Origin of the sequence: Pseudomonas sp. AAC (assembly GCF_000725445.1) — a bacterium.
GTDB classification, from domain to species: Bacteria; Pseudomonadota; Gammaproteobacteria; order Pseudomonadales; family Pseudomonadaceae; genus Pseudomonas; species Pseudomonas citronellolis.
On record NZ_KL647102.1, the window covers coordinates 1 to 4035 of the forward strand.

A 4035-nucleotide genomic window follows, 5' to 3' on the forward strand; every position below is an offset into this window, starting at 1 on the left:
ATCCCAAAACCCCTGATCAGCCTGGCTGGTCGGGGGTTTTGCTTTGGCGCGCGGAAAAGCCGGTGCATCTCCCTGTAGCGGGCCCTGCCCGCGATTCGCGCGCAGGGCGCGCTCCTACATGGATCCTCGCCATGGCGATGGGTATCGCTTCGCTCAACGCCATCCTACGAGGGTACGTCCTGCACCCGTAGGAGCGGACCTTGTCCGCGATTGCCGGCGGTCCCGGCGCGATTCGCGGATGAGATCCGCTCCTACGCCGCACCACCTGCGCCATTCGCCCTGTAGGAGCGCGCCCTGCGCGCGAATCGCGGGCTACAAAGGCATCTCCTGTCATTCCGCCCGCCGCTAGTGCATAGGCAAGCGGAAAGCGCCTCTATATCATGCGTGCCTTATTGTGGCGGGACGCGATATGCAGACATTGCTGAAACTACTGGGCGATGGACGATTCCATTCCGGCGAGGAGCTGGGGGCGGCGCTGGGTGTCAGCCGTAGTGCCGTCTGGAAACGCCTGCAGGGCCTGGAGAGCGAGTTCGGGCTGGAGGTGCAATCCGTGCGCGGCCGTGGCTATCGCCTGGCCGAGCCGTTGATGGCCATCGATCCGCAACAGGTCCGGGCGCCCTGGCCGCTGGACGTGCTGTTCTCGGTCGACTCGACCAATGCCGAAGTCATGCGCCGCCTGGATGCCGGCGCCGCCACGCCCTTCGCCGTGGTGGCCGAGCGGCAGACGGCGGGAAGGGGGCGGCGCGGGCGCGCCTGGGTGAGTCCGTTCGGCGCCAACCTTTATTGCACCCTGGGCATCTCCGTGAGGGGAGGGCCCAAGGAGCTGGAAGGGCTGAGTCTGGTCGTCGGCCTTGCCGTGGTGCGCGCCATCCAGTCGCTCGGCATCGCCGGTGTCGGCCTGAAGTGGCCGAACGACATTCTGCTCGGTGGCAAGAAGCTGGCCGGCATTCTCCTGGAGTTGACCGGCGACCCTGCAGACCTATGCAGCGTGGCCATCGGCATAGGCATCAATGTGAACATGCGTGCCGCGGAAGGCATCGACCAGCCCTGGACGTCCTTGCGCGAAGCCGCGGGGCGCCCGGTGGATCGCAACGAACTGCTCGCCGCGCTGAGCCGGGAATTGGAGTGGCACCTGGCCCGTCATCGCGAGCAGGGCTTTGCGGCCAGCCAGCGGGAGTGGGAGTCCTTCCACCTGTGGCAGGGGCGCGAAGTCGTGCTTTCGACCGCGGCCAAGCACATCGTCGGTCGCGCCTTGGGGATCGACGAGCAGGGGGCGTTGCGCCTCGAGGTCGATGGCGTGGAAAGCCGCTTCAGCGGGGGCGAGTTGAGTCTGAGGTTGTCTGATGATTCTTGAACTGGACTGTGGCAATAGCCTGATCAAATGGCGGGTGATCCGCTCCGCCGGGTTGGCGGCCGTCGCCTCCGGCGTCGCGGATTCCGATGCTGCGCTGCTCGAGCGGCTGCGCGGCTGCGAGGGGCTCGCGCTTCGTCATTGCCGTCTGGTCAGCGTGCGCAGCGAACAGGAAACGGCGTCGCTCGTGCAGGCGTTGAGCGAGGCTTTCGGCATAGACGCGAGCATCGCGCAGCCGGCCGAGGTCCTGGCCGGTGTCCGCAATGGCTATCGCGACTACCAGCGCCTCGGTCTGGATCGCTGGGTGGCTCTGGTGGCTGGCTACAAATTGGCGGGTGGTGCGTGCCTGGTGCTCGATCTGGGCACCGCGGTGACCTCCGACCTGGTGGATACCGCCGGGCAGCACCTGGGGGGCTATATCTGCCCGGGCATGCCGTTGATGCGCAGCCAACTGCGCACCCATACCCGGCGTATCCGTTACGACGACGCGGCGGCTCGCGAAGCCTTGCAGGGGCTCTCGCCGGGGCGCGAGACCGCGGAAGCGGTGGAGCGGGGCTGCCTGTTGATGCTGCGCGGTTTCGTGCGCGAGCAATATCAGTTGGCCTGCGAGCTGCTCGGCGGCGACTGCGCCGTGTTCCTCACCGGCGGAGATGCCGAACTGGTCAGGGATGAGCTGCCCCAGGCGCGAATCCTTCCCGACCTGGTCTTTACCGGCCTGGCCATCGCCTGCCCGCTGGAGTAATACCCCTCATGCGTTGGTTCTTTCTGTTCCTCCTGGTGCTGAACGCCTTCTACTTCATCTGGCATCAGCAGCAGACGCCCTTGCGGGCGAAAGAAATCGCGCCTCTGAGCCTGTACCGCGGCGAGCAGAAGAACATTCGCCTGCTCAGCGAGTCGCCGGAGTCCGCGCAGCGGCGTCAGGCGGAGATGGCCGGGGCGCCGCCTGCGCAGGAGAGCGCATGCCTCTATTTCGGTCCCTTCTCCGACGAGAACCGGGCCAAGGCGCTCGAGCAGCGCCTCACCAGTCTCGACGTGCATGTGAGCCGGCAGAAGATCGACGCCGCCGCCGGAACCGACTACTGGGTCTACCTGCCGCCGTTGGCCTCGCGCCAGGCTTCGCTCTGGCAACTGCGTGAGCTGCAGGCGCGCAAGATCGACAGCTACATCATCACCGAGGGCGACCTCGCCGATGGCATTTCCCTGGGGATCTTCCAGAACGAGGATTCGGCCAACGCGGTCGTCGAGCGCCTGAAGACCGCCGGGTACGATGCCCTGGTGCGGGAGCTGGGGCGCAATCGTCATGATTTCTGGGTGCAGATCGCTCCCGAGAGCCGGCGCCTGGCGGACGATAGCCTGCTGCGCCAACTGCTCGTGGACTTCCCGGAATTGCAAAGGCAAACAATGCCATGCAAAAGCGTTGCAACCGCCGAATAGTTTGCATAGAATGGCGCCCGCTTCGTAGGGGGGACCTGAAAGGGGAATTTCACGAAGTCGTTGTCGAAGAGCTAAGCTCAAGTTTTTAAAGAAAAAACTGTTGACAGCGCGGTGGCAAACTGTAGAATGCCGCCTCACTTGGAGGGGTTCCCGAGCGGCCAAAGGGATCAGACTGTAAATCTGACGTCTCAGACTTCGAAGGTTCGAATCCTTCCCCCTCCACCAGTTTCAAGCGTGAGCGTCAGGCTCCGCGGGTATAGTTCAGTGGTAGAACCTCAGCCTTCCAAGCTGATGATGCGGGTTCGATTCCCGCTACCCGCTCCAGACTTGCTGCTTATGTTTGCTCATGTAGCTCAGCTGGTAGAGCACACCCTTGGTAAGGGTGAGGTCAGCGGTTCAAATCCGCTCATGAGCTCCACTTAACAAAGGCAGATATGAAAGTATCTGCCTTTGTTTTATCGGTGATACGGCTTTCTCAATTCCTAGTGGGAGACGGTCAAAATGGCTAAAGAGAAGTTTGAACGTAACAAACCGCACGTCAACGTTGGCACCATCGGCCACGTCGACCACGGTAAGACCACTCTGACCGCTGCTCTGACCAAGGTCTGCTCCGAGACCTGGGGTGGCTCCGCTCGCGCCTTCGACCAGATCGACAACGCGCCGGAAGAGAAAGCCCGTGGTATCACCATCAACACTTCGCACGTCGAATACGACTCGCCGGTACGCCACTACGCTCACGTAGACTGCCCGGGCCACGCCGACTACGTGAAGAACATGATCACCGGTGCTGCCCAGATGGACGGCGCGATCCTGGTTTGCTCGGCTGCCGACGGCCCCATGCCGCAGACTCGCGAGCACATCCTGCTGTCCCGTCAGGTAGGCGTTCCCTACATCGTCGTGTTCCTGAACAAGGCCGACATGGTTGACGACGCCGAGCTGCTGGAACTGGTCGAGATGGAAGTTCGCGACCTGCTGAACACCTACGACTTCCCGGGCGACGACACTCCGATCGTGATCGGTTCCGCGCTGATGGCCCTGAACGGCCAGGATGACAACGAGATGGGCGTTTCCGCCGTGCGCAAGCTGGTGGAAACCCTGGACTCCTACATCCCCGAGCCGGTTCGTGCCATCGACCAGCCGTTCCTGATGCCGATCGAAGACGTGTTCTCGATCTCCGGCCGCGGCACCGTGGTAACCGGTCGTGTCGAGCGCGGTATCGTCAAGGTCCAGGAAGAAGTGGAAATCGTCGG

At 63.4% G+C, this 4035-nt stretch carries 3 protein-coding genes, 3 tRNA genes and 1 pseudogene; all 7 read left to right on the plus strand.

The features are described from left to right. Positions 1 to 409 precede the first annotated feature (409 nt). Positions 410 to 1354: a bifunctional biotin--[acetyl-CoA-carboxylase] ligase/biotin operon repressor BirA gene (birA, locus tag FG99_RS27420; RefSeq protein ID WP_043273406.1), complete on the plus strand. Its 945-nt coding sequence runs from the start codon at positions 410 to 412 to the stop codon at positions 1352 to 1354. Continuing rightward, positions 1344 to 2093, plus strand: coding sequence for a pantothenate kinase (locus tag FG99_RS27425; protein ID WP_043273408.1), 750 nt, complete (start codon positions 1344 to 1346; stop codon positions 2091 to 2093). Before birA ends, FG99_RS27425 begins: the two co-directional genes overlap by 11 nt. An 8-nt stretch (positions 2094 to 2101) precedes the next feature. Continuing rightward, positions 2102 to 2785, plus strand: a complete 684-nt coding sequence (locus FG99_RS27430; RefSeq protein WP_043273410.1) for an SPOR domain-containing protein — start codon at positions 2102 to 2104, stop codon at positions 2783 to 2785. Between the two features lie 140 nt (positions 2786 to 2925). After that, positions 2926 to 3010: transfer RNA gene (locus FG99_RS27435), tRNA-Tyr, on the plus strand. A 25-nt stretch (positions 3011 to 3035) separates the two neighbouring features. Further along, a tRNA-Gly gene (locus FG99_RS27440) sits at positions 3036 to 3109 on the plus strand. Positions 3110 to 3127: 18 nt separating this feature from the next. Next, positions 3128 to 3203: transfer RNA gene (locus FG99_RS27445), tRNA-Thr, on the plus strand. Between the two features lie 83 nt (positions 3204 to 3286). Beyond that, positions 3287 to 4035: pseudogene (locus FG99_RS27450) on the plus strand (elongation factor Tu); the annotation flags it as partial.